We start from the raw sequence: 23,246 nt of genomic DNA, 5'->3' as shown, positions 1-23,246 counted from the left end.
CCGCGTGATCAGAAACCCTGACAGGCCCAACGGCCCCGCCCTTCGAAAAGGGCGGGGCCGTTCGCACGGTACGTGCCGGGGGAGGGGCTTGCTCAGGCGTGTCGTCGGTTTCCGGTGATGAGGCGGTAGAGGGCCAGGAGGATGACGGAGCCGATGATGGCGGCGATCCAGGTGGAGAGGTCGAAGAAGCCGTCGATGGAGTCGACGCCGAATATGACCTTGCCGAGGAAGCCGCCCAGCAGGCCGCCGGCGATGCCGATCAGGATGGTGATGATGACGCCACCCGGGTCCTTGCCCGGCATGATCGCCTTGGCGATGAAACCGGCGATGAGGCCGATGAGAATCCACGCGATGATGCCCATGATGCGTCTCCAACCTGCTCGTATAAAGTCTGCGTCAATACGGCGTATGCGCACTTCGGCCATCTTCAAACCCCCCGCCCTCTGCATGATCGGACCGCGCTCGTAGACATGAGGGACGCGAACCGGTTCGTGACGAAGCGGATCCTCCGTTCATTTCGGTCCACCGGTTCCAGCCGGCCCGGTGCTGATGCAGCTATGCGCCACCGCCGAGGTCCTGGATGTCGCAGTGCGGGGCGGCAAGCCCCTGTCTCCGCCGCTTTGGCCGCGGCACCGGGCCGGTTCGTACGACAGGGCATGGAGATCGTCAAAGCCGTCACCGAGGCGCTGTTTGTGGAGCAGGAGCCGGTCGGTAAGCGGATCACCGCCTCTATCGCCCTGGCCGGCACCCTCAGCCCCGCATGAGGCGGGCCCCGGCCTGACCGGCACGGGCCGGGCGGGTACGTCGTGCGCCCCCGCCCGCCGGTCAGTGAGCGAGGGCGCAGGTGGGAGTGGGACGGACCGCGAACCGGGCGGCAACGCCGACGGTGTCGAGGCGACGCCGGAAGCCGGGGCCGGGCCGGCCGATGAGTTCGACGCCGTGGGTGCGGTGGGCGTCCAGGAGCAGGTTCAGGAGGGTCTCGTCGCCGTTACTCCAGGGCGCCGAGGTCGACGACCAGGCGCGAGCCGGTCATGGTGGCGGCGGCGAAGTCCACGTCGAGGGCCTCGGCGGTGAACATGTCGGCCGCACCGCGCAGCATCAGGACGTAGGCGCCGGGGAAGCGGGCGTGCACGATGGTCAGGTCGCGGTCGGGGTCACCAGTCTGTTCGTTCGTCGTTTCGGCCTTCCGGGCGATGTGCCGCTACGTGCTCGGGCCCTCGGCCCTGCCCACAGCTGACGCTTTTCCCGTACCCGTACGTCGAGACGCGGCCCCCCTCGCCCTGATTTCCGCCGCAGGTGCCCCGGTGGTGGTCCGGTAAAGCAGCGTCGCGGCGGCGGAGACGGTTGGCCGGCTTGCCTGGTGGGCGGGGGCGTGGGCGAGACGTACGGGGTCGACGTCGCTCACTCCGTCCCGACCCCTTCCGCTTCTGCCTGACCCGCCCGGCACGCCAGCAGGGGCGGGCCCCGGGGCCCGCCCCTGTCTGGTGTTTCGTGGTGTGCTTGCTGTGTCAGGCGTTCAGGGCCTGTTCGACGGTGGGGTGGCAGTCGATGACGGTGTCGACGCCGATCAGGCTGAGGACGCGCTGGACGGCTTCCTGTGCGCCGGCGATGCGCAGCCAGCCCTGCTGGGCGGTCAGATGCTGGTGGGCGAGGATGAAGGCGTTGATGCCGCTGGAGTCCATGAAGCTCACGCCCGTCATGTCCGCCACGACCGCAGGCGGCACTGTCGCGTCGTCCTGGGGTATCAGGACGTCGGCCAGGGTGTCCTTGGCGGTGTGGTCGATCTCCCCCCGCAGGGTCACGACGCGGATGCCGTCGACCACGCGGTGCGCTACGGACAGCCGTTCGGCCTGATCCGTCTTGTCGTTGCTGGTCATGCATCTCCTCGACTGCGTTCCGGCTTGCCCGTATCCGGGCATGCACGGGCGATTCTGCCTCACCGGCCCACGCCGGATACACCCGGACAGGGCATGATCGATCTGAGCCGATTTAAGGATCATCCGGTCGGGTAGTCGCGCTGCGTGAACGTGAGGAAGGGCGGATCCAGTGGAACTCGATGCCGGTTATGACAGTGGTGCCCAGCCCCGGCCGGAGAGGCATCTGGCACGGGCCGACTACACGCTGGAGGGCGGCGGCAGCCGCATCGCGGCCGCCCGGCGTCATGCCGGGGTGTTTTTGGAGCGGATGCGTACCGAGTACGGTGTGCCGGTCTCGCGGCGGGTGCGGGAGTCGACCGAGCTGGTGGTCAGCGAGCTGGTCACCAACGCCCACAAGTACGCCCTGGGACCCGTCCTGATGCAGCTGCGCCTGGGCCCCGGCGGGGTGGACGTCGTAGTGTGGGACAGCAGCCCGGCCATCCCGGTACGGCGTGCGGCGGACCCCGCCAGGGCGGGCCAGCACGGTCTGGAGATCATCAGTAAGGTCGCCGAGAAGCTGTCCGTCGAGCGGGAGCCGGTCGGCAAGCGCATGACCGCCCGCCTCGCTCTGGTCTGGACGCCGGACCCGGCGTGAGGGCTGGACGTGGGTCTTGCACGTGCGCTGCCCTCCCAGCCGTCCTCGAAGTCCTGCTCCGGCCGGTGCGGGCGCTGCTCTGCGCGATCCGGGTGTGAGCCCTGGAGACCGCTTCGGCCTTGAATGCGGCGAGGCGCTTGCCGCCTCGCCGGATGAGGCCCCGATGGTGGCCGGGTAGTCGCCTGGGGGTTCTTACAGCCCGCTGACCAGGGGATCGTCGGCCAGGGCGATGGCGGCGGTGATCCTTTTGCCCAGGGGCGTGCGGTGGACGGTGAAGCTGTGCGCGAGTTTGATGACGATCTCCAGGCCGTGCTGGCCGATGCGGGTGGGGTCCGGCGGGAGGATCGCGGGCGGGGTGGGATTGCTGTCCCAGACGCTGACCTCGATCGTTCCGTCCCTGGCGTCGAGGGCGAGCAGGCTCGCGCCGGGAGCGTACTTGTCGGCGTTGGTCATCAGCTCGCTGACCACGAGCTGGACGATGTCCATCGCGGACCGGCAGACCGGCAGGCCGTGGACTGCCTGAGCGTCGGCCAGGAAGCGGTGGGCGAGATCGCGGGCGGCGGCGATGTCCAGACTCCCCTGGAACACCCCGGACACCGAAAGAGCAGCCTCCCGGCCCGGCCGCCGCTCCGCACAGTCCACGATCCACTCCACAGCATCCCCGCTCTCGATGTCTTCCTGATCCCGCAAGACCGGAGCCTGTGTACCCCCGAAGTCTGCTTCGATGCATGGAACCCGTGAAGAACACATCCGGCTGCTGCTTTGTCCTCGGCCCCCGCTGAGCACAGGCCGGTACTGGCAGACACAGATTCGCGCCGAGACCAGTGTCACCGCCATGAACGCCAAGGCCAGTGCTGCGAGTTGCACGGCAATGGCCAGGGCCGACCGAGTGGCCGTTGTCGCGCTGGTACATCTCGGGCGGATCGGCGTCGTACCGGCGGCCGCTCGGCGGGTCAGTCCTGCGGGGGCTTTTGGTCATGACCCAGGCCAGGAGTGATGTGAAGGTCGGCTACGGAGAGCGGGCCTTGTCGGTGAGGGTGGACTCCACGCGAGGGGAGACTTCCGCGTAGACCGTGCGGTCCATCAGGCCGTCGCTTTCGAGTTCACGCAGCTGCTTGGTGAGCATGTGCTGGGTGACCTGGGGATCTCGTGACGGAGCTCGTCGAAGCGGTGAGTGCGCTCGTTGAGCAGCCGGAGGATCTCCATCTTCCACTTGCCGCTGATCGTCGTCAGGACCCGGCACATCTGGCGCCGCGCCCCCCTCCACTTCTTCCGGCATGCACTTCTTCATTGGTATGCAAAATGATAATTAGGTACAGAAAACATCGTAATATCGCCTATTTATCTAAACTCATACCGTGGCAGGTGTTCGTGTCGGGCAAGAAGAAGCAGAACACGATGAAGGCCACTGTCATCGCCGACGGCCGCGGCCGCACCTTGTGGACCGACGCCCTGCGGCCGGGCCGTATGCACGACGCCACCACCGCCCGCACAGCCGGCATCACCCACTGCTTCCACGCCTTCGATCAGGTCCAGGTCCTCCTCGACGACGGCTACCTCGGCCTGAGCAGAGACCACCGGGGCAAAGCCCTCACCCAACCGCGCAAGCCACGTCCCGGCGCGACACTTCCCTTCTTCGAACACAACGAACGCCAGCGACACGAGCACTCCTCCAGGCGGATCACCGTCGAACACGCCCTCGCCGACCACAAGCGCTGGAAACAACTCCAGCGCTGGACCCACCGCCGCGACCGGCTCCTCGACACCTACCAAGCCATCGCCGCTCTCGTCTCCGACCGCAACATCACCGACTGAACAAGCCCCTGAACAGGCCGGACACGGCCCACCCGCTATCACGCACCAACTCGTAAGCCTTTTCCGTCCTGAACAGGTGCAGGTCAGGAGGGTGTGGGTGGCTTGGACGATGGTGCCGGTGCGGCGGGTGGAGCATCGGGCTCGGCGGAGGATGTGCCAGGGCTTGAGTTGTGCGAAGGTGCGTTCCCGGGAACCCTCAGGCAGGTGTGGTCGCGATTGAACTGTTGGTGGTGATCGGGCTGCTCGGGGTGGTCCTTGTACGGGGTGCGGACGGTGGCGTCGGCGCCCTGGTAGGCGCGGTCGGCCAGGACGAGGATCTCTCTGGCGAGGCAGGCCTGCACGATGTCATGGGCCCGGGCCGCGGTCGGATCGGGGGCCCGCTCGGGTGTCGCACTGGAGAGCCACAGCGGTGTGCTGTCAGGACGGGCGATGACCTGCACGTTCATGCCATGCTTGCGGTGTTTTGGTGAGCGGTACGGTTCGTCGGCGACGATGCCGTCGATGGGGATCGGCGTGCCGTCGATGATGACGAAGTCGCCTTCGCCCGGTCCGGTCAGGGCCTCGTGCAGGCCCGGTGTCCAGGCCGCGGGAATGTCCAGGGTCTCGTCGATGTAGCGCCAGGAAGTCGCGGTCGAGACGCCGAAGCCGGCCGCGAGCCGGGCGAATGTCTCGTTCTTCCGCAGGTGGGCCGGCGTGAGGAGAGCCTGTTTGAAACAACCGAGCCGTCTCCACGGCGAGTTCACTTCACGCCTTCGAGCGTAGATCAGCCAGGAAACATGCGCGACCGGCTCGTACGAGACGTCGAGCACGGCTCGATACGAAGCCCACAGGGTCCCGCTTGAACTCAGGTGGGTAGGCGGGCAGCCGCTCCAGGGGTAGCCACTTCTGTTAGCCGGCCCATGCCCGCATTGCCCGGCTCCGGTGAGCCGACAGCCCACCCCGCACCAGTACCACCCGCTCGCCGCGGTAGGGGCACCGATCAGAGCGGTCGCAGATCCGTTCGACCATGCGGATGAAGCGTAATGAACCTAGACTTTTCAGAAGCTGTTCCTCTCCTGAGGGAGGCTCTCCATGAGCGGTTCGCTCTTCCGCCGACGTGATGTGCGCGCCGGCGCGGCCCTGGTAGTGGTGCTGGCGCTGCCGGCCTCGATTGGTACGGCACATGCGGCACAGGTCCCACCGGGCGTCCTTGCGGCCGTGCTCCCCTCCGAGGCGGAGCCTTCACCCTCGTCTGAGGGGGCGTTCCGCACGCTGACGCCGCAGGTGCGCACCCAGGTGGACGCGGCAGTCCGCGGGGCCCTGAAGGGCGCTGGGGTGCCGGGAGCGATCGTGTCCCTGTCGGCGCCGGGCAAGGGCGAGTATGTGCGCGCCTATGGCGTTGCCGACAAGGCCACCGGGGCGCCGATGCGCACGGACTTCAACACTCGGATGGGCAGCGAGACCAAGACCTTCACGGTGACGGGGATACTGCAACTGGTCGACCGGGGCAAGCTGAGGCTTGACGATCCGATCGGGAAGTATGTCGAGGGGGTCCCGAACGGCGGGAAGATCACGCTGCGGGACCTGGCTGACATGCGCAGCGGGCTGTTCAATTACAGTGAGGACCCGGCTTTCCAGAAGCAGCTTCTGGGAAATCCCCGGCAGCCGCTGACCCCGCGGCAACTCCTGGACTACTCCTTCCGGCACCCGGTGAACTTCCAGCCCGACGCGCGCTTCGAGTACAGCAACACCAACCTGATCCTGCTGGGACTGGTGGTGGAGGAGGTGACTGGGCAGCCGCTGAAGGACTTCTTGCGGGAGAACATCACCGGGCCGGCCGGGTTGCCGGACACCTTCCTGCCGACCGGGGCAGAGTTCCCGGAGCCGCACGCCCAGGGCTACACCGACCAGAGCGGCGGACCGGCGCAGGAGATCGCAACCGATTGGGACCCGTCCTGGGCATGGGCGGCCGGCGCCATGATCTCCACCGTCCGCGATCTGCGCTCCTGGGCCCGCACGGTAGCCACCGGCACGCTGCTGGAGCCGAACACACAAGCCGAGCGACTCGTGCCACGCAGCACGTTCGCCCCCGGTATCGGCTACGGCATGGGCATCTTCCTCACCGAAGGGTGGATCGGGCACAACGGCTCACTGCCCGGCTACGAGTCGGTGACGGTCTACCTGCCCGAGGCGCAGGCCACCATGGTGGTGGTGCTCAACACCGACGACGCAGCCCCGGACGGACAGGAACCGAGCACCGTAGTGGCGGAGGCGGTCACCAAGGTAGTCAGCCCGGAACACGTCTACACCATCCCCGCGACGCCAGCCGCACCGGCGAAACCGACCCCGACGCCCTCTTCCTGAGAACTGCCCCCTCACACCGCCATCTGGTCCGGGACCGGGGCACCAAACCGATGATCGCCCGCCGGGACGTTCCGCACGGCTTTGGCCTCGGCGTCTACCGATGGGTTGCCGAGCGGACCATCGCCTGGCTGCGCCGCTTCCGACGCCTACGCGTCCGCGGGAACGGCGCGATGACATGTACGAAGCCTTCCCCGGCCTCGCTACCTGCCTCATTACCTACAGGCATGCAACGGCTTCGTCAGGACCTCTTGCCCCCAGATAATCCGACCTCGAGCTGCTCGAAGCATGTCTGTCCGTTGTGCGTACAGGACTGGCGAACACGCTCAGGGCTCCTCCCCGGGAAGCAAGCACGGATCATCGACCATGGGGAAAGCCGCAGTACCGCTCCGGCGATCACCACGGCGTTACCGCGGCCGCTTCCCGGCCTGATGGCCAGGGACGTCACGTCGTGGGAACCGTGTCTGGGTGATGCGGTGCGCAGCGGATACGGGCTGGCCGGGCCGCTGCCGCCCGCGCACATCGACCCGGCGGCGGTACGGGCCAGGGTGGCGGCACATCCACTGACGGCCGGCGCCGTCTCTTCCGAGGCCCAGTACGCGGTGATCACCAACTCCACCTACGACGGCCTGTGCTACGACACCGTCCACACCGCCTGTCAATCGGCCCCAGCACACCGCGCCTGCACTTCGACGAGGCATGGTTCGCCTACGCGCGTTTCCCCCCCCCGCTCTACGAGGGCCGGTACGGAAGGGCGGTCGGCCCGGACGCCCTCGTCGACGAGGTGCGGCCCACGGTCTTCGCCACCCAGTCGACCCGCAAACTTCTTGCGGCCCTGTCCCAGACCGCGATGGTGCACGTGAAGTCCGCACCACGGGCACCGGTCGAACACGACCGGTTCAACGAGGCATTCATGATGCACGGCACCACTTCACCGTTCTACCCGGGCATCGCCTCGCTGGACGTGGCCACGGCGATGATGGACGGCGCACCGGGCCGGGCGCTGATCGACGAGGCCATCACCGAGGCCATCCGCTTCCGACAGGCCGTCGTGAGGACCGGACGACGAATCGTCGAAACAGGCGACAGGCCGGGATGGTTCTTCGGCGTGTGGCAGCCGGACACCGTCACCGACCCCCGTACCGGCGAACGGACCGACTTCGCCGATATCCCCGCCTCCGCGCTCGGCCAGGACCCGCGCTACTGGTGCCTCGAACCCGACGCCGACTGGCACGGCTTCACCGGTCTGGACGAGGGCTACGCCCTGCTGGACCCGATCAAGGTCACGATCACCTGCCCCGGCGTCACCGCCCCAGGGCAGCGCTCCGAATCGGGTGTCCCCGCACGAATCCTCGCCTCCTACCTCGCCACCCGCGGGATCGTGGTGGAGAAGACCGACAGCTACAGCACGCCGGTCCTCTTCTCCATGGGCATCACCAAAGGTAAATGGGGCACCCTCATGGACGCCCTGATGGACTTCAAGGCCCTCCACGACAACGACGCGCCGCTGGAACGCGTACTGCCCGCCCTGGTCGGGGAGCACCCCGACCGCTACAGCGGACTCACCCCCGAGCAACTGTGCCGACAGGTGCACGAGCATCTGACCCGGGCCGAATTGATCGACGCGCTCGACACCGCCTTCCGCCATCTGCCCGAACCCGTACTGCCCCCGCAGCACTGCTACCAACGACCCATCCGCGGCGGCACCGAACGCGTGCCGGTGGCCAAGGCCGCCGACCGCGCCGCCGCCATGGTCACCGTCACACCTCCCGGCATCCCCGTTCTCATGCCGGGCGAGTCCACCGGCACCACCGACGGCCCTCTGCTGCGCTACCTCCGTGCGCTGGAGGACTTCGACCGTCACTTCCCCGGCTTCCACAGCGAGACCCACGGCGTCATTCTCGACCCGCGCACGGGCGACTACCTGATCGAATGCCTGCGCCAGGAGCGGTGACTCCGTACTCTCACCCCCGCCCCCAGTGCTCCGGGACCGACCAGGCACTGGGGGCGCCGAACTGATCGTTTCAGAATGAGGTTCGGAGGCACCGCAGGCAGATTACGTTGTAGGCGAGTCGGGGGCAGCCCGAGGTGGAGGTCGGCGCGTATCTCGTGGCGGATGCGGAGTCGTTTGAACCGGTGGAGCCAGGTGAAGGCCCGCTCGATGGCCCAGCGGGTCTTGCCCGGGCCGGAGCCGTGCGAGACGCAGCATCGGGCGATCTTGGGCGCGATGCCGCGGGTCCGGAGGATGCGGCGGCACTCGTCGTGGTCGTAGCCGCGGTCGGCGAACAGCCGGCCCGGCCGGTGTCTGGGTCTCCCGCGGACTCGCGGATGCGGGGGGTCGCGTCCAGCAGGGTCCTCAGCTGGGTGACGTCGTGCCTGTTTCCGCTGGTCAGCGTGATGGCGAGGGGTGTGCCGTGTCGGTCGACGATCAGGTGGTGCTTGCTGCCCGGCCGGGCGCGGCCGGCAGGCGAAGGTCCGGTGTGAGCCCTCCTCTCAACGCCCGGACGCACGAGCCGTCGATCGCGCAGTCGTCCATGTCCGGCAGGCCGCCCTTGCGCAGCCCGGCCAGGAGCACTTCGTGCAGGCGGGGCCGGACGCCGGCCTCGGGCCGGTCCCACGTACTGCTCCAAGGGCGCACGACCAGATCCTGTGCCTGTTGATGCTGGTGACTGCCGTCGTGGTGCGGCTGTTCCCGATGGCCACGCAGGACGGGCCCAAGGACGCCCAGGTGAACGAGCTGGTGGTGGGGCTCGTGATCGCCTTCGCCGCATGCCCGTCCTGTTGGTGCTCGCCGGACACGACGTGAACGTGGACACCGCCGACATCGAGGCCACCTGCCGCTGGCTCCTGCCGGAGCCCGCGCTGCGCGTCGCCCACTACCCGGACGCCCCTCACGGCCTGGTCAAGCACGATGTGGAGAACTCCTCACTCCGCCTCACCCTGACCGCACTGCGCGCGCCTGGAGCCCTGTCTGCCGACGGCTTCCCCGAAGACCAAGGACAGTTCTTGGCCTCCGTCGGCGCCCAAGGAGCGAGCCGATGACCATCCGACCCGCGGCAGGGCCCACAGCGGGGCCGCCGGCCAAGGCGGCAGCACCGCGGCGCCTCTCCGACACGGACGCGCTGCGCGGCTTCGCTTTCTGCGGCATCCTGCTCGTGAACGTCACCTTCATGGCCTCGGCCCGTCAGGGCACCGGCGTGGACGACCCGGCCTTCGGCTCCGCACTCGGCACCGCCGCCCGCTTCACCACCTACGCCGTACTCGGCCTCGTCCTGTTCGCCGTTCACCGGATCCGTCCGCACACCGCAATACGCGCCGCCATCGCCCTGTTCACCCTCACTGCCTGTCGCCGACGAAGCCACCGCCCGGCTCGACGCCGTGCTGACCGCCCCGGCCGCCACCTGACCTTCCCCCTGGCCCGATGCCTGCTGGCCGTTGCACGCGGTGCCGCATCCACCGACCGACCGTGATCCGTGAGGTGCCCACCGCACCAGGAGCCGATCGGGAGCGCCTGCGTCCGGCCGGTGCCCCGGCCGCCCATGATCGCCGCGCCTGCGTCCGTCCGCGCGCGGCCAGGGCACGGCCGGTGGCCCGGTACCAGGAAGCGGCCAGCACGACGGCGAGCCCGGCTTCGACCAGGTCACCGCCGTAGTACATGGCCTGGGCGCCGGTGTGCAGGTCGGCGGCCGCGAAGGTCGTGCCGGGTGGAGCGGTGGCGTACAGGGACTTGGCGAGGACGGCGTGCGCGGCGCCGACGGCCAGCAGGGTCGTCCCGCGCACGGTCAGGCTCCAGCGGCGGCGTACCGGATCGAGCTGGCAGACGGCGAAGGTGAACAGCAGCCCGGCGGTCAAAACGTGCAGCTGGACCACCGCGTGCAGCCACACGTGGTGCTGCACGGCGGCGAACAGACCACTGCGGTACAGCAGCCACAGGCCCCCGACATCCAGCAACGCCGCCAGCGGTGGGAAGACGAGCCACCCCGTGGCACGGGAGCGGGCCAGCGCCAGCAGCCCGCGGCGCGCGCTTCCGGGGGCCAGGGTGCGCAGGGCCAGGGTCAGAGGGCGGGCGAGGACGAACAGCAGCGGCGCCGCCATGCCGACGACCAGGTGCTGGGCCACGTGAGAGGTGAACGCACCGCCCGGCAGCGGGCCCACCGCCACCCAGGCCAGCCCCGCACTTCCGGCGGTGAACGACGCGTCGCGCCACTGAGGCCAGGCATCCCCGCGGCGCCGCAAGCGGGATGCGGCCGCCCCATAGACGACGGCCGCCAAAAGCGCGGCCGCCACGACGACCGGCCCGGCCACGCCCGGACCCGCGTCCGGACCGGAGTGGACGTGCGCGAGGATCACGACGCCGCCGCAGCCCGGCTGCGGCGGTCCGCACGGACGGCCAGACCCGCGCCGATCAGCAGCAACACCAAGCCGGCGAGGTTCCACGCCCAGTCATACGGGGTGACGTCCACGCCGTAGCGGATCTGGTGCAGGCGCAGCAGCTTGTGGTCCACGATCCCGTCGAACAGCTGGAAGATGCCCAGGCCCAGGAAGAACCCGGGCCAGGCGTGGGCCGGTGCCAGGACGCGGCGGCGGCGCAGGTCGGCGAAGAGGAAGAACCCCGCGACCAGGGCCAGCAGCTCGGCGGTGTGCAGCAGCCCGTCCGACAGCAGCCCCACGCTGAGGGTGGAACGGTCGTAGAAGTGGTGCCAGCCCAGGATCTGGTGGAAGACGATCTCGTCGACCGCGGCCATCACCGCGACCCCGATCACCCCGCACACCACCATCGACCGGCGCGGCTCGGGCCGCGCCTCAGGGGCCGCAGGCGGGTGGGACGGTGTGCTCATGAGTCTGCCTTCCTGACACGGACGCATCTGCTGCCCCGTACGCCTACCCCCTCCCGCCGGATGCGAGCCCGCCGATCACCGCATCCGGGTGAGCAGCCGGGCGGCACGGGTCAAAGCGCCGGACAGCGGGTACCCGCAACGGCATGATCAAGCGCGCACTGTGGCAAGGACTGATCGCCGGCACCGCGGGAGGCGTCGTGATGACTCTCGGCGAGAAACTGGAACAGGCCATCACCAAGCGCCCCGACTCCCACGTACCCGCCCGGGTCCTCCAGCGCCTGACCGGCCTGCCCGAACACTCCGGCAGACAGCCTCTGCCGGTGAACTGGGCCATGCACTTCGGCCAGGCCGCCCTCCTGGGCGTGCTGCGCTCGGTCATGGCCCAGACCGGTCTGCGCGGACCGGTCGCCTCGGCGAAATTCACCGTCGTGCGCCTCACCAACGACCAGATCCTCGAAAACGCCACCGGCGTCGGCGCCCCACCGCCCACCTGGCCCCGCAAGGAACTCGTCATCGACGTCCTGCACAAGGCCGTCTACGCCTTCGCCACCGGGGCCATCGCCGACGCCCTCGCCCAGCGAACCACCGGCCCCGGCCCCGGACAACGCCACGCCGCCCTCCGCCCCGGCCGCCACGCCGGCATCGGCCCCCTGCCCCGCAAGGACGCCTGTGGCAGGTGAGCCGGCTGCCTACGCGTTCGCCGGAGCAGAAGTGTGAGGTGCTTGTCGTGCCCTGAACATGATGGGGCCCGTGAGGAGGCCAGCACGGTCGCCTTCGGCGGGACGGTCACGAAAGTCGTCCAACACGCTGTGATGGAACCCGGGATCGTCCGGTTCCGTCGCCGCGGCGTACGTGAAGTCGATACGACAAGGCACCGCCACCTCGGCCACCGCGAGCACATGAGCGACGCGGTCCAGGCCGTCGCCGGCCTGCTCTCCCTCAGCAGGCCGCAGACCTGACGCCTGCACGACAGACCTGAACACCGAGCCTCACCGGGAACCCGACGTCTCACTGCTTCCTGTGCACGAGTTCGTTGGGGAAGTGCTATGACGAACCCTCTTGAGCTGCGAGTTCAGTGATCTGCGCCCTTCGGCTGGATTTGCGGTCACAGTCGTTTCCGGAGGGCTCGTCCGGCCCCGGGCGGTGGTTCGCCCGGGGCGGGACGAGGTACCCGCGACGGATCCCGCCGGGCCGCGTCCCGCGCCTTTTGCGCCGTGGTGCGGGGGAGGGGTCAGCCGTCCTTGCCCATGGCCTTGCGGACGGCGTCCCTGGTGCGGTCCATCAGCGCGGCGACGGGTCCGAGGGTCATGTTGGCGGCCGCGGACTCGACCCCTGGGTGGGGTCGTGTGGGTGCCATCGCCTCGGCGGCCTTGACGGCCTTGGCCATGGCGGCGAGGTCGGTCACGCCGGCGCTGCGGCGGATGTGGGTGAACTCGTAGCGTTCCTCGGCGCGGGCGTGCTCCTGGACGTCCGCGCGCAGCCGCAGCAGCCGGGGCGTGAAGGGGGGTCGTCGGTATCGAGGTCATCGAGTGCCGTGAGGGCCTCCTTGGCCGCCTTCTCCTCGGCGAGCCGGTCCTCGACGACCTGCTCACCGTCGACCAGGTTGCGCCGGGCGAAGGAATGGACGACCTCCTCCTCCGCCGTCTCGTGGACCGCGAGCAGCCGCACGAGCCGGCGGAAGGCGTCACGGCGTTCGTCACCGGTCGCCGCCTCGACCTCGTCGAAGAGGTTGCGGATGTCGCCGTGCTGGCGCATCAGCAGCGCGACCACGTCGATGTCGGGAGCCCGGTCGTCACCGGCGTGGGGGGTGTGGAGTTCGGACACGTTGCGGCCCTCACTTCTCGCACATGGCGGGGTCGGGGTGCTCGCCCTCGGACTGCACGCGGTACTCCCGGCCGGACATCGCGTCGTGCTCGGCCATGACCCGTTCGCTGGGAGGCTCCTCGCCGCCGCGGATCTGCGCCTGCATCTGCTCGAACCGCTCGTGCGCCTCGCGCACGTAGCCGGCGCCCAGGGTGGTGAGGTCCATCTGGGTGCCGAGCAGCTCGCGCAGGTAGGCCTTGTTCGGCTCGAAGGTCACCACGTTCGGCAGCTCGGGGGCCAGCACCGATTCCGGGTCGCGACCGTCGTGGCGGCGCATCAGGTCGCAGGCGATGTGCAGGTGCTCCAGCTCCATGTTCAGGTGCAGCTCCCAGATCGCCTTGACCCTCGGGTCGCTCTCCTGCTCCATGAAGGAGTAGTACAGATAGCACTCGTTGTACTCGTGGTTGACCAGTTGCTCCCACCACGTCTCGCCCGGGTCGACGAGCGACTCGTAGTGGGTGACGTGCTCCTCCTCGATGAGCCCGATCTCCTGGTAGAGCTGCCGGGCGATCGGCTCCATGGAGGTGGGGCCGGTGTTCCTGTAGAAGTTCATCGTCTGCTGCTCGGTCGACATGATCGTCAACGCGTGCAGCTTCGACAGCGGGTTCGTCGCGTCCTTGTCGTAGGGGTCGCGGACGTTGTCGACCGGGTTGCGGTGGTGGAACTTCGTCGGCCGGCCCGGCATGACCTCCGTCAGGCCGTCGACGATCGACTCCGCCTTGCGGTGCTCGATCATCTCGTACAGGTTCGCGTACCGGTACAGGTGGTCGAAGTCCTCCAGGACCCCGAACTGGTACGCCTGCTTCAGGTACGGGTCCGGCTCCATCCGGGCCACCCAGGCCGTCAGGTCCACGGCCACCAGCTCATAGGCGACCGTCGAACCATTTATTACCTTCCGTAGTCGTTGGGGGCCGCAGTGCTGCTTCGTAACCCGCTACCGAAGCGGACGGGCGCAGCAGGGAGGCCAGGGACGCCGCGAACTCGACCGGTTCCACCGGGGGAGGGTGACCGCGGCGTCCGCGCGGCTCCAGGTGCCCGGCCAGGCGTCCTGCGGGCGCCCGATGAGCAGCACCGGCCGGCAGCGGAACACCTCGTCCTTGATCTGCCGGCAGACCCCCATGCCGCCCGCCGGTGCGGCCCCGCCGTCCAGGACGCAGACGTCGATCCCGCCCTCGCCCAGGCGCGCGAGGACCGCGGGAAGCGTGGCGCACTCCACGAACTCGACCGGGGGGACGTCGGCCGCGGGCCTGCGCCCGGCCGCGAGCCGCGCCTGCGCGCGTGTTCGCGTCGTCGCTGTAGACCAGGACCGTGGCACTCGGCTGCATCGTTCCTCCCGAGGCGGTGGTGGCCGGGTCGGCCGAAGGGAACGGCCGCTCGGCTTTGATGCCCTGCTCCGGCGGAGTTTCTCCGGCGTGGGGCGGGGCGGTCGAAACCGGAGGGGACATGCCCCTGGGAAGCGCGCTTCACGCCGTGGTGGAGCGGTGGAGCGAGGGCGTAAGAGCGGATGTTCAAGGAACTTCGTAGCAGGTATTTCGAACTGTTCGACACCTATCCGGCGCCCTTGCTCCCCGAGCGCGGGCACACGACCGCGGCTTTACGACGGTGGGTATCCGATGGCTCCATGCAAAACACCCGACCACCGCACCGGTCACCGAGGACCGCATTGGACCCACGCCCTGTGCTCCGCACAGAAGGCCGGTGCCGTCATCGTTACCGACGACGCCGAAGAATCCGCTGCCTACGTCCGTGACTGTTCCGGCCCCGACTGTTTTCCGCCCCGGATCACCGGGATCGGTATCTGTTGTGACAGCCACGACGTCCACCCCGACTGGTGAACGCGATGTTTCGCTGCACACCGTGCCGATCCCCGCCGGACTGACCGGACAAGTTCGAGGAGAGACGGCCAGGGCAGAACCGTCCCACCCATTGGAGAGACGGAAAGAGGCCCAAGTCTTCCTCAAGGCCGTGCGGCTCCGTGCCCCGGCCGTTCAGTGCCCCCGGCGTCGGAGGGCGGTGACCAGACAAGCGCCGAGGGCCGCTGCCGCGAAGGTGGTGGCGAGCGAACGGCCGTGTGGCCCGGCGAGGAGGGAGAACGCGTCACGGGTCCGGTCGAAGGCGCTGAGGGGGAGACCGGCCAGGGCGTTGCCCGGGGGACGACGCGACACGGTGGGGTGAGGACGGGTGGGCGCGGTGCGACGCACGCTCTCCCACGTGCTGCCCAGCCGCCGATGGCGGAGTAGACGAGTACGCTCATCGACGCCTCTCCACGCAAACCGCTGACGCTGCGGATGCCGAAGTCGCGGCTGCCCGCGGTCCGAACCTGCCGTTCTGCCTCGCCCGGGGCAGTGTCCCAGCGCTGGATCAACACTGCGAGGCCTCTCCCAGAGGTGCGGGCCACGGGAGCCAGGTGAGGGCGAGAAGGCTGACGGCGATGGTGCCCGAGCCGACCAACTGATCGAAATGGATACGCCCGGCCAGAACGCCGCGGGCGAGCAGAACGGTGCTGCCCGGGCTGCGGCCGGGGCCCGGTTGACGGTGCGCTGGGTGGGGGTGAGCTCGCCACCCGGTGGACGTGTGAGTCCAGTGGTGACCCAGGAACCGGCACCCTGGTAGGCACGGTTGGCGAGGACGGGAATGCCCCGGCGCTCGCAGATTCGGATGATGTGGTGAGTACGGGCCGCGGTCAGGTCGTGGCTGCGACCGGGCAGCGCGGGCGAGATCCACAGCAGCTCGCCCGTCGGATCGGTGAGGACCTGGACGTTCACGCCGTACCGGCGGTGCTTGGCCGAGTAGCTGGCCCGGCTGTCGCCGACGCGGTCGCATTCGGCGAGGGGCCCGTCCAGCAGGACGAACTCCGGATCGTGCTCGCGCAGCGTTTTGAGCAGGCCGGGGGCTCGTTCGGAGAGCAGGCCGGTCACGGCGGTGACGTATGCGTGGGCGGTGCCGACGGATATCCCGAAGCCGGTCGTGATCCTGGTGATAGTGTCGTGGCGGCGCAGGTGCACCAGAGCGACGAGCGCACGCTGGTGCGGTGGGAGCTTGCAGCGGCGGTCACCCTCGCGGGTGACGATGAGCATGGTGACCCACTCGACCAGGGCGTGAGGAAGGTCGAGTGCGGCAGGACAGGGAACCAACAGGGTTGCTGTGCAGGTGGGTTGAGGCGTCGAACACCTCCCTCAACGGCGCGGGGGCTTTGTGCGGTGCGGCCCTCACCTCGACCTGAGCGGCGACACTCGATCAGTGGCCACGCTGAAAACGCTCGCTGCTCGGCGAAGAATCGAGAACCTTCGACTCGGGCGACGATTCGCACTGCCGGTATCTGTTGGACCTCACCGGCTGGTGAGCACCGGACACACAGGTCTCGGTCCACCTCATGGTTGGTGGCCTTCGTGCTGAGGACGCCCGTCTTCTCCTGCAGATGAGAAGGCTTGACTGCGAGAAGCCATCTAGGGCGGGGCCACCGTCACCCGGTTGAGGAACTCGCGTCGGGTCCGGACGGCGCAGGACAAGGTCTGGAAACACGAAAGGCCGATGCGCCACATCTTCCTGGGGCATCGGCCTTTGATGTGGTGGCCCAGCCAGAGCGTTCAGGCCTCAGCCTGAAAGTCCCCGTCGGGGTCGAGCACGACAACCGGAGCTGCCAGGGCGGCGGAACGCCGTACGGCGATGACCGGGACGGCACCTGGCTGGTCGGGGCGGGTTCGGGTGAGACACCGGGTGTAGAGCATCGCGGAAGTGCTGTCGCTGTCCGTCGACGCCGCCGCCGAGTTCCTGTCCGACCTCCCCGCCGCCTCCCGCGGCCTTGAGACGTTGCGCGAGGTGGGGCTGGGGTACCTGCGGCTGGGCCGGCCCGCGACGGAACTCAGCGGCGGTGAGGCGCAACGCATCAAACTGGCCACCGAACTGCAACGAGCCCGCCGCGGGCACGCGCTCTACCTGCTCGACGAGCCGACGGCGGGGCTGCACCCCGCGGACACCGCGCTCCTGCTGCGACAGCTGCACCGGCTCGTCGACGCCGGCAACACGGTCGTCCTCGTCGAGCACGACCTGGACGCGATCGCCACCGCCGACTGGGTCGTCGACCTCGGCCCGGGCGGCGGCGACAAGGGCGGGCGGGTGGTCGCGGCAGGCCCGCCGGCCAAAGTGGCGAAGGCCCGGCGCAGCGCCACCGCCCCCTGTCTCGCGGCCCGGCTCACGCGCTCCTGACAGCAGTGTGAGCGGCTGGGCACCGGGCAGCCGGCTTCGGAGCGCGGGGGCGCGCGCTCGCCATGCCGCGTTCCGGTCCGCAAAGGCACGGCATCGGCCGAGTGCGGCATCAACCGCCTCAAGAGACACCGGGCCGTGTCCACGCGCTACGACGAGCTCGCGGTTCGCTACGGGGCGACCGTCCTTGCCGCGGCCATCAACGAGTGGCTCCGAGCCGCGCATGCGAACCGGCCCCCGGGGACGGCAGGGTGAAATGGATCGCCCTGTCGGCGGACCGGATGGCAGGGTGCGGCGCATGGCGCCCCAGTATCAGATTCGTGCCGACTACGACGCCCGCACGATCGTGGTCTATCAGGCGTACTCGCCTGCCATCGCTGACGCGGCACTGCGGGCGGGCCGCTTCGTGGCGCCGTTCTCGTTCCACCGGATGACGTGGATCAAGCCGTCGCTCATGTGGCTGATGCACCGCAGCAACTGGGCCCGCAAACCTGGCCAGGAACGTGTTCTCGCCGTGCGGATCACCCGGGAGGGCTGGGAGGAGGCCCTGGCCCAGGCCGTGCTGACGACCGCCGACCCGGCGGTGGTGGCCCAGTCAGCCGTACACGTCCAGTGGGACCCGGAGCGCTCGCCGCGTGGAGCGGCCCTGAACCACTACAGCATCCAGGTCGGCATCGGCCGCCGCTTGATCCGCACGTTCACCGACGACTGGATCGTCAGCCTCACCGACCTCACCCCTCGGATCCGCAAAGCCTCGACACTCATACAGACCGGGCACGCCACCAAGGCGCAGCGGCTGTTTCCTGCGGAGCGCGCCTACCCCATGCCCCGGACGTTGGAAGACGCCGTTTCCCCAGGTGGATGACCGCCATCGGTGAGCATCGGCCACCACATCACGGGCACTTCTGACACGCCCTCCGATGGTCCAGCCGTAGATCTCGATCTTCATGTCTGGGTGTCGAAGGTCAGGATGCAGGGAAATCCGTGGACGGTTCTGCGGTAGGTGACTTACTGTGTCGCTTCACGCCCTGAGACGGATGAAAGGAGGCGAGTGCCGTGCGGTTCACACCTTTCCAGCGCTCCCTCTTCCGCCGTCCCGGCGTGTTGTGCGGGTTTTGACCGGGAGCGCTCCAATCAGCCTGCACCCCGGAGGAATCCATGACCGATACGGTCATCCGCTCTCTCTCTGCGAGCGACGCTCACCTTTTCGACGCGCTCCCCGACCCCCTGGGAGCCCGTGAAGCACATCGGCTCACCCGGTACCGCCCCGACTGGAAGCGCGTCGTCCTGCGTGACGACAAGGTCGTTGCACGCGGCGCATGGTGGGGCGGGCCCGAGGACTCGGATCCCGTCAACATCAACTGGTTCGACGTGGCCGAAGGACAGGAGGCGGCCGGGGCGGAGCTCCTGCGCTCCGCCCCCTGGCAGGTCGAACTGGAGATCAACCTGCCGGGAGGCTGGCGGGACAAGCTCGACCTGCGCGCCGCCGCCGAAGCGCGCTTTGGCGCCGCGCGGGCCGCGGGGTACGAACTCCTGGTGGAACGCTTCCTGTACCGCTGGACCCCGGAGCAAGGCCTGCCCGAACGGCCCGGACGGCTGCGCTTCAGCGCCGAACCCGACGACACCGTGTTCTTCGACGCGTTGCGCCGCATCCACTCCTCCACCCTGGACGCTCACGCGCTCAAGGCCGTCGAGGAAGGCGGCCCCGACCAGGCCGCCCAGGAGGAACTCGACTTCTTCCACTGGTGCCCCTCCCCGCGGGAGTGGTGGCAGACGGCGTACACGCCGGAGGGCGACCTGGCCGGCATCCACATCCCTGCCCACAACCCCTCCGGCCCGACCATCGGCTTCATCGGAGTCGTACCCGAACAGCGCGGTCACGGCTACGCCTACGACCTCCTCGCGGAGTGCACCCGCTTCCTCGTCGAGCAGGGCGCGGAGTTCGTCAGCGGAGCAACGGACCAGGGCAACTTCCCCATGGCGGCGAACTTCGCCAAGGCGGGCTTCCCCATCATCCGTGAACGCATCAACTTTCACCCGGCCGGCCAAGCGGCCTAGCGAGAAGTAGGTACGTGCTGAGGGGGCCGGCCCAAGATCGGGCCCGGCCCCCTTGTCAGCGACACTCGGGACCTGTGCTGTTACCAGTGGTCACCATCTCGCCGTCAGGCTATGTCCCTCACAGTGAGCCTTGGAGATATACGCGGATTTGGGTCACCGTAGATGCTGAGGCCGAGAAGGTGAGGGAGCGCTTCTCGCTGGTCACCGAGACCCGCTGCCGGCCGGTATCGGTCACGACGATGTCCACCGTGCGGTCGCGCGCGTCCGGATCTTCCGTTGCGATGCCCGTAATGCACAGCTCGTCCGCGCCGGTGAACACGACGAAGAACCGCAGCGTGTTGTGCTGCTCTCTCTCCCATTCCGGCCTGGGGTGGTCCGGTAGTCGCGAGGTCTCGAAGCCGAGGGTGACCGAGGTGTCCCGCTCGTCGACGTGCACGTAGTACAGCGGGCAGGAGGAGAGGTCCGGCGGCGTCTCGTAGAGCGCCGCCAGCTCGAGCCAGAGGGGGAGGTTCATGTCAGAGGTGCTCATGGAAGGTGTTCACATGGGTTGCGGGGACGGTGGGGAAGAACTTGCGTTCCAGGATGCTCGTGAACTGGTGCGGGCCCGAGTCCTCGCCGTCCGGGTCCAGGGTGAAGACGCTCAGGCGCCCTGCCAGTACAGTCGCGTTGGAGGTGTACGCCAGGTCGAGCCCCGGCGCCGCCACCCGTACGGCCAGCCGGTGCCGGGGGAGTGGCGTGAGCACGACGTCGGCGGTCACCGGCGGCCGCCACCCCGTCATCTCGAAGTCCTCCACGTGCAAGAACGCGAGGTGACACTGCAGGGTGTCACCTGGCTCGCGGTCCCAGCGCTCCGGAAACCGGGCGAGGTCCAGGCGCAGCGTGACCACCGAGCCCCAGGCATCGAGGTGCACCGACCGCACCCGGACCCCCGACAGCTCGGGAACCTCGTCGTAGTACGGCGCGAAGACGTCCCGGTTGGGAACGAGATCAGTCCAGGTCATCGTAATAATGCTTCTCCGCGCTTTTGATTTGTCCGTTTTGACGATGAGCAGGGTTTTGGGCTGGCCGACCAGAAAGTACCGCCCGTCTTCTGCCCGCGCATGCTCGGCATACCGGGCGATCCGGTCTGCCGCCGTGCTGCCGGAGATCGCCGTCTCAGGCATCGCTGTCCGTACGGCGCCGGCGCCCAGTATTTTGACCGCGACCTCGTCCCGTACTCCCACCGCCCGCTCACCGGCAGCGATGGTGAGACCCTCCGCCAGCCATCAACCGAGAACAGCCGGTCTCACCAACCCTCATGAAAGTCGGCACCGGCCCAGCCAAGGATCGGCTGCTGGCGTCAAGCGTCACTTCTTGGTGCCGGACGGGCTTGATGGCTACTCGACACGGAGCCAGGGTTCGCAGTTCTTGGAGATCTTGATCTGTTCGTCCACGAGTTCGACTTCGAAGGTCGCCATCTCGCCTGCCGGGATGTAGCGCGCCTTCACTTTGGCACCCGGTTTGGTCGAGTCGTTGGCGATGCTGCACCGGCCCGCGGAAGCGTCGACCGCACCGAGCGTGGAGTAGGTGCCGGGACACATGTCTTCGGGAACACGGTAGGTGCCTTCCCCGTACTGCCTGTCCGCATCAGACGGTCCGGGCCGGTCGGCGCATTTGACTACGCCGTTGTGGCCCTCCGCAGAGGCAGGCGATGGTGTTCCGGTTGAGGTGCTGGACCGCGGCGCGTCGGCCGTGTCCTGCGAGCCGCTGCAGCCGACGAGCAGCACGAGTGATGCCGCCACGACGGTAAGACTGATCTTTCCGATCATCGGAACTTCTCCAGGGGCCGGGTCGGGAACATCGATTCCAACTCACAGCCTATGAACGGTGCAACGCCTTCGTCCCAGCCGTCCTCGAACCGCTCCTCGACCCCTTGGGGGGCGCTGTTCTCCGCGATCCAGGTGTGGGCCTCGGCGAGTGCTCCGACCTCCAGCGCCGCGACGAGCTCGTCCGCGCGCCCGGCCGGCACCCCGGCGGCGGCAGGGCGCGGAACACTGCCAGGCGGGCGTTCACCGCGTCGTCCTGGTGCCGGCGGACCGGGCCGGCTCTCGCTTGTAGGCGTCCGCGTCGTACGACCCGCGTTCATGCCGTTCCTCCTTCGTCATCCCGGTCCCGCCGCGCCGCCCACTGCGGATCGCGCACGGGCACAGCCACCGACACCGGTGCCGGCTTCTTCGCGGCCAAGGCCCGCGCGATCTGGCGGCTCGCGCGCGGCGAGGAGATGGGCCAGGATCAGAACGGCCTGACGGCCCCAGCCGCCGAGCACCCACGGCCCGGTAGAACGGAACTTGCCGACAGCGCAGTCACCCGGGCGTCGCCACGGCCATGCCCGGCCGAGGAGGTGGCCGGCTGCGAGCGCCACGACCACGCCCATCACGCCCACCTCATCCCGATTTTGGAGAGTTGTTCGATCCGCTCCGGCGTCAGCGTCGCCGCCCGGGTGAGCTGGTTGCCGATCCACGCACCGAACTTGAGCGACACCTCCCGCCGCTCCTGGCCCTCGGCGTCGCCGAGGACGACGGTTTCGACGTGCTTCCTAACGAGCTCGTGCACGGTAAGCGGTGAGACGTCGAGGGCTTCGGCGGGACCGGTGCTCACCTCTGTCGTCGGGGGCCAGGTCTGCGGTCTGCTGCTGGGACAGCAGGCCGGCGACGGCTTGGACGCTGTCGCTGATGTGCTCACGGCGGCCGAGGTGGCGGGCCAGTGCCCGCCGGTTCTTCAGGTGGGCGATGCCGTGCTCGACCCGGATGCGGCACGAGGAATGCGCCTTGCGCTGTCGCTCGTGCGTCTCCTCGTACCGGTCCGGGGCGTTCTTCCTGAACCTCCGGTGCGGGGGTGTCACCACACGTCCGCTGGTCTGGGCTCCGAGACCTTGGTGGCCGGCATCGGCGAGGATCTCGACCGCTGGACCGCCGACCAGGAGCTTGACCAGGCCCAACTGGCGGGCGTGGGTGATGTCCGCGCAGCTTCCAGGCCTGGTCGGGCTGCAGAACAGCACCCGCCCGTTCTGGTCGGTGAGGGCCATGGTCCTGACGGCGTTCTGCTTGTTCTTGCCGGAGATGGACACGTCGCGGTCCTTGCGTCCGGCGGCTGGCCGTCGGACCCGGATCCCGGTGCCGTCGATGATGCCGGTCTGGCCACTGGCGCCGAGGTGGTCGACGACCTCGGCCAGGGTTCGCAGCCGGACGCCGGGACTCACGGTGCACCCCCGCTCGGCGAGCAGGGCCGCACCTCGCCGACGGCTCGGGTGATGGTGGAGCGGTCCACTTCGAACCAGCAGGCCAGCACATCGTGAGTGGCCGCGTGACGGAGACGGACAAGGGTGGCCAGGAGTCGGTCGACGAACACCAGCCGGTGCTTCGCGCCGGCGCCCACGGCACGCTGCCGCGGCCGGGAGACCAGCTTCGCCTGGTGATACTCATGCCACAACAGGCCCAGGTTCGCAGCGTGTTCAGCGATCACATCGGCCGACAGGCCCGTGATCCGCCGACTGCTGACGATCGCTGCACGAGTCACGGTCACCACCCCCCGACCGTGATCGACCATCCGCGGTTCGACGTCTCACCGCTGACCGTGCAC

21 protein-coding genes and 9 pseudogenes are annotated in these 23,246 nt (G+C 68.9%); 10 read left to right on the top strand and 20 right to left on the bottom strand.

Annotation, left to right across the window (positions count from 1 at the left end):
- Positions 1-92 precede the first annotated feature (92 nt).
- The 3 genes from ACIQKA_RS28505 to ACIQKA_RS28495 all read right to left on the bottom strand — a co-directional run bounded on the left by ACIQKA_RS28505 (position 93) and on the right by ACIQKA_RS28495 (position 1,877).
- Positions 93-362, bottom strand: a complete 270-nt coding sequence (locus tag ACIQKA_RS28505; protein WP_366378294.1) for a GlsB/YeaQ/YmgE family stress response membrane protein — start codon at positions 360-362, stop codon at positions 93-95.
- A 626-nt stretch (positions 363-988) separates the two neighbouring features.
- The gene (locus ACIQKA_RS28500) at positions 989-1,132 is read right to left on the bottom strand and encodes a hypothetical protein (protein WP_390109356.1); all 144 of its coding nucleotides are present in this window, start codon (positions 1,130-1,132) and stop codon (positions 989-991) included.
- 376 nt (positions 1,133-1,508) lie between these two features.
- Positions 1,509-1,877 carry an STAS domain-containing protein gene (locus tag ACIQKA_RS28495; protein ID WP_402542816.1) on the bottom strand — a complete coding sequence of 123 codons (369 nt, stop codon included), beginning with the start codon at positions 1,875-1,877 and terminating at the stop codon, positions 1,509-1,511.
- A 169-nt stretch (positions 1,878-2,046) separates the two neighbouring features.
- Here ACIQKA_RS28495 and ACIQKA_RS28490 point away from each other — a divergent pair, with 169 nt between their 5' ends.
- Positions 2,047-2,511, top strand: coding sequence for an ATP-binding protein (locus ACIQKA_RS28490; RefSeq protein WP_402542815.1), 465 nt, complete (start codon positions 2,047-2,049; stop codon positions 2,509-2,511).
- Between the two features lie 192 nt (positions 2,512-2,703).
- Here the strand turns inward: ACIQKA_RS28490 and ACIQKA_RS28485 are convergent, their stop codons facing one another.
- Positions 2,704-3,153, bottom strand: a complete 450-nt coding sequence (locus tag ACIQKA_RS28485; protein WP_402542859.1) for an ATP-binding protein — start codon at positions 3,151-3,153, stop codon at positions 2,704-2,706.
- 367 nt (positions 3,154-3,520) lie between these two features.
- Positions 3,521-3,717 (bottom strand): annotated as a pseudogene (locus tag ACIQKA_RS28480) (winged helix-turn-helix transcriptional regulator).
- A 156-nt stretch (positions 3,718-3,873) separates the two neighbouring features.
- Here ACIQKA_RS28480 and ACIQKA_RS28475 point away from each other — a divergent pair.
- Positions 3,874-4,326: pseudogene (locus tag ACIQKA_RS28475) on the top strand (transposase family protein); the annotation flags it as partial.
- A gap of 66 nt (positions 4,327-4,392) precedes the next feature.
- On the opposite strand, the pseudogene ACIQKA_RS28470 reads toward ACIQKA_RS28475, so the two are convergent.
- Positions 4,393-5,174 (bottom strand): annotated as a pseudogene (locus ACIQKA_RS28470) (transposase family protein); the annotation flags it as partial.
- Positions 5,175-5,397: 223 nt separating this feature from the next.
- Between ACIQKA_RS28470 and ACIQKA_RS28465 the strand changes: the two are divergent.
- A complete protein-coding gene (locus ACIQKA_RS28465) occupies positions 5,398-6,669 on the top strand; it encodes a serine hydrolase domain-containing protein (protein ID WP_402542814.1) in 1,272 nt (423 codons plus the stop codon).
- Positions 6,670-7,297: 628 nt separating this feature from the next.
- Positions 7,298-8,620, top strand: coding sequence for a hypothetical protein (locus ACIQKA_RS28460; RefSeq protein ID WP_402542813.1), 1,323 nt, complete (start codon positions 7,298-7,300; stop codon positions 8,618-8,620).
- A 70-nt stretch (positions 8,621-8,690) separates the two neighbouring features.
- On the opposite strand, the pseudogene ACIQKA_RS28455 reads toward ACIQKA_RS28460, so the two are convergent.
- Positions 8,691-9,280 (bottom strand): annotated as a pseudogene (locus tag ACIQKA_RS28455) (IS5 family transposase); the annotation flags it as partial.
- A gap of 42 nt (positions 9,281-9,322) precedes the next feature.
- Between ACIQKA_RS28455 and ACIQKA_RS28450 the strand changes: the two are divergent.
- A complete protein-coding gene (locus tag ACIQKA_RS28450) occupies positions 9,323-9,472 on the top strand; it encodes a hypothetical protein (protein ID WP_402542812.1) in 150 nt (49 codons plus the stop codon).
- On the top strand, positions 9,436-9,708 hold the full coding sequence (locus ACIQKA_RS28445) for a hypothetical protein (RefSeq protein ID WP_402542811.1): 273 nt from the start codon (positions 9,436-9,438) through the stop codon (positions 9,706-9,708). Before ACIQKA_RS28450 ends, ACIQKA_RS28445 begins: the two co-directional genes overlap by 37 nt.
- 294 nt (positions 9,709-10,002) lie before the next feature.
- Here ACIQKA_RS28445 and ACIQKA_RS28440 read toward each other — a convergent pair whose 3' ends face one another.
- Positions 10,003-10,953 carry a cytochrome c oxidase assembly protein gene (locus ACIQKA_RS28440; RefSeq protein WP_402542858.1) on the bottom strand — a complete coding sequence of 317 codons (951 nt, stop codon included), beginning with the start codon at positions 10,951-10,953 and terminating at the stop codon, positions 10,003-10,005.
- A 59-nt stretch (positions 10,954-11,012) separates the two neighbouring features.
- A complete protein-coding gene (locus tag ACIQKA_RS28435) occupies positions 11,013-11,504 on the bottom strand; it encodes a DUF2243 domain-containing protein (RefSeq protein ID WP_383159570.1) in 492 nt (163 codons plus the stop codon).
- Between the two features lie 143 nt (positions 11,505-11,647).
- On the opposite strand from ACIQKA_RS28435, the gene ACIQKA_RS28430 reads away from it, so the two are divergent.
- The gene (locus ACIQKA_RS28430; protein WP_402542810.1) at positions 11,648-12,184 is read left to right on the top strand and encodes a hypothetical protein; all 537 of its coding nucleotides are present in this window, start codon (positions 11,648-11,650) and stop codon (positions 12,182-12,184) included.
- 551 nt (positions 12,185-12,735) lie between these two features.
- On the opposite strand, the pseudogene ACIQKA_RS28425 reads toward ACIQKA_RS28430, so the two are convergent.
- The 4 pseudogenes from ACIQKA_RS28425 to ACIQKA_RS28410 all read right to left on the bottom strand — a co-directional run.
- A pseudogene (locus ACIQKA_RS28425) lies at positions 12,736-13,328 on the bottom strand (hemerythrin domain-containing protein).
- A gap of 10 nt (positions 13,329-13,338) precedes the next feature.
- Positions 13,339-14,247, bottom strand: a pseudogene (locus ACIQKA_RS28420) (hypothetical protein); the annotation flags it as partial.
- A gap of 55 nt (positions 14,248-14,302) precedes the next feature.
- A pseudogene (locus tag ACIQKA_RS28415) lies at positions 14,303-14,692 on the bottom strand (hypothetical protein); the annotation flags it as partial.
- A gap of 1,179 nt (positions 14,693-15,871) precedes the next feature.
- A pseudogene (locus ACIQKA_RS28410) lies at positions 15,872-16,501 on the bottom strand (transposase family protein); the annotation flags it as partial.
- A 589-nt stretch (positions 16,502-17,090) separates the two neighbouring features.
- Between ACIQKA_RS28410 and ACIQKA_RS28405 the strand changes: the two are divergent.
- From ACIQKA_RS28405 to ACIQKA_RS28395, 3 genes and pseudogenes are all read left to right on the top strand, one after another.
- A pseudogene (locus ACIQKA_RS28405) lies at positions 17,091-17,573 on the top strand (ABC transporter); the annotation flags it as partial.
- A 295-nt stretch (positions 17,574-17,868) separates the two neighbouring features.
- Entirely contained in the window at positions 17,869-18,435 is a 567-nt protein-coding gene (locus ACIQKA_RS28400; protein WP_402542809.1) for a DUF4291 domain-containing protein, read from the top strand.
- A 293-nt stretch (positions 18,436-18,728) separates the two neighbouring features.
- Positions 18,729-19,628 (top strand): GNAT family N-acetyltransferase, encoded by a 900-nt coding sequence (locus tag ACIQKA_RS28395; RefSeq protein ID WP_402542808.1) that lies wholly within the window; start codon positions 18,729-18,731, stop codon positions 19,626-19,628.
- Positions 19,629-19,746: 118 nt separating this feature from the next.
- On the opposite strand, the gene ACIQKA_RS28390 is transcribed toward ACIQKA_RS28395, so the two are convergent.
- The 7 genes from ACIQKA_RS28390 to ACIQKA_RS28360 form a co-directional block, all read right to left on the bottom strand.
- Positions 19,747-20,157, bottom strand: a complete 411-nt coding sequence (locus tag ACIQKA_RS28390) for an Imm50 family immunity protein (protein ID WP_402542807.1) — start codon at positions 20,155-20,157, stop codon at positions 19,747-19,749.
- Positions 20,144-20,791 carry an Imm50 family immunity protein gene (locus ACIQKA_RS28385; RefSeq protein WP_402542806.1) on the bottom strand — a complete coding sequence of 216 codons (648 nt, stop codon included), beginning with the start codon at positions 20,789-20,791 and terminating at the stop codon, positions 20,144-20,146. The genes ACIQKA_RS28390 and ACIQKA_RS28385 overlap by 14 nt, the downstream gene beginning before the upstream one ends.
- 213 nt (positions 20,792-21,004) lie before the next feature.
- The gene (locus ACIQKA_RS28380; protein ID WP_402542805.1) at positions 21,005-21,436 is read right to left on the bottom strand and encodes a hypothetical protein; all 432 of its coding nucleotides are present in this window, start codon (positions 21,434-21,436) and stop codon (positions 21,005-21,007) included.
- A 332-nt stretch (positions 21,437-21,768) separates the two neighbouring features.
- A complete protein-coding gene (locus ACIQKA_RS28375; protein WP_402542804.1) occupies positions 21,769-22,041 on the bottom strand; it encodes a hypothetical protein in 273 nt (90 codons plus the stop codon).
- Positions 22,041-22,220 (bottom strand): helicase associated domain-containing protein, encoded by a 180-nt coding sequence (locus ACIQKA_RS28370; RefSeq protein ID WP_402542803.1) that lies wholly within the window; start codon positions 22,218-22,220, stop codon positions 22,041-22,043. Before ACIQKA_RS28370 ends, ACIQKA_RS28375 begins: the two co-directional genes overlap by 1 nt.
- Complete coding sequence (locus ACIQKA_RS28365; protein ID WP_402542802.1) at positions 22,204-22,866, bottom strand: transposase family protein; 663 nt, start codon at positions 22,864-22,866, stop codon at positions 22,204-22,206. Before ACIQKA_RS28365 ends, ACIQKA_RS28370 begins: the two co-directional genes overlap by 17 nt.
- Positions 22,863-23,192: a transposase family protein gene (locus ACIQKA_RS28360; RefSeq protein WP_402542801.1), complete on the bottom strand. Its 330-nt coding sequence runs from the start codon at positions 23,190-23,192 to the stop codon at positions 22,863-22,865. Before ACIQKA_RS28360 ends, ACIQKA_RS28365 begins: the two co-directional genes overlap by 4 nt.
- Positions 23,193-23,246: the final 54 nt, after the last annotated feature.

This window comes from Streptomyces sp. NPDC092045 (assembly GCF_044756005.1).
Taxonomy (GTDB): Bacteria; Actinomycetota; Actinomycetes; order Streptomycetales; family Streptomycetaceae; genus Streptomyces.
Note: the sequence above shows the minus strand (reverse complement) of the source record. Positions and strands in the feature narration are given on the sequence as shown.